The organism is Burkholderia sp. BCC1638, from assembly GCF_902833195.1.
Taxonomy (GTDB): Bacteria; Pseudomonadota; Gammaproteobacteria; order Burkholderiales; family Burkholderiaceae; genus Burkholderia; species Burkholderia diffusa.
This window is the reverse complement of sequence record NZ_CADFEC010000122.1, coordinates 1-488: the sequence shown is the minus strand read 5'-3', so window position 1 is coordinate 488 and position 488 is coordinate 1. Positions and strand designations below refer to the sequence as shown.

Annotated in this window: 1 protein-coding gene; it reads left to right on the top strand. The window is 74.2% G+C overall.

Going from position 1 to position 488, the window contains the following annotated elements; genetic code table 11:
* Positions 1-381, top strand: a 381-nt coding sequence (locus HWX22_RS31500; protein WP_175917018.1) for a DUF1109 domain-containing protein, incomplete at its 5' end; no start/stop codon positions are given.
* Positions 382-488 lie beyond the last annotated feature (107 nt).

Here is a 488-nt window from a genome sequence, read left to right as displayed (position 1 = left end):
GCGGGCGGCGCGGGCCTGCTGGTGGCTTCGCCGGTGGCGGTGGTGTGGATCGCCACCCTCGTCATGCTGGCGCTCACGCCGGCCGGCGAGCGTCTCGCGATGGTGCTCGGCCAGACCTGGAAGGTCTGCCCGTTCGCGATCTCGATGCTGACGATCCCCGGCTTCGTCGCCACCCTGTCCGCGCTGCGCAGCCTCGCCCCGACCCGCCTGGCGCTGGCCGGCGCCGCGGGCGGCCTGCTCTCGGGCGCGGTGGCCACCCTGGTCTACTGCCTGCACTGCCCGGAGATGGGCGTGGCCTTCTGGGGCGTCTGGTACCTGCTCGGCATGCTGGTGCCGACCGTCGCCGGCGCCCTGCTCGGGCCGCGCGTGCTGCGCTGGTGAGCGCGGCGCCGGGGCCGGACGGCGGCATCACGCCCGTGCCCCGACGTCGACGGCCACCGACGACCACTTGCGGCCGTACGCCATCATCATCAGGAAACTCAGGATGA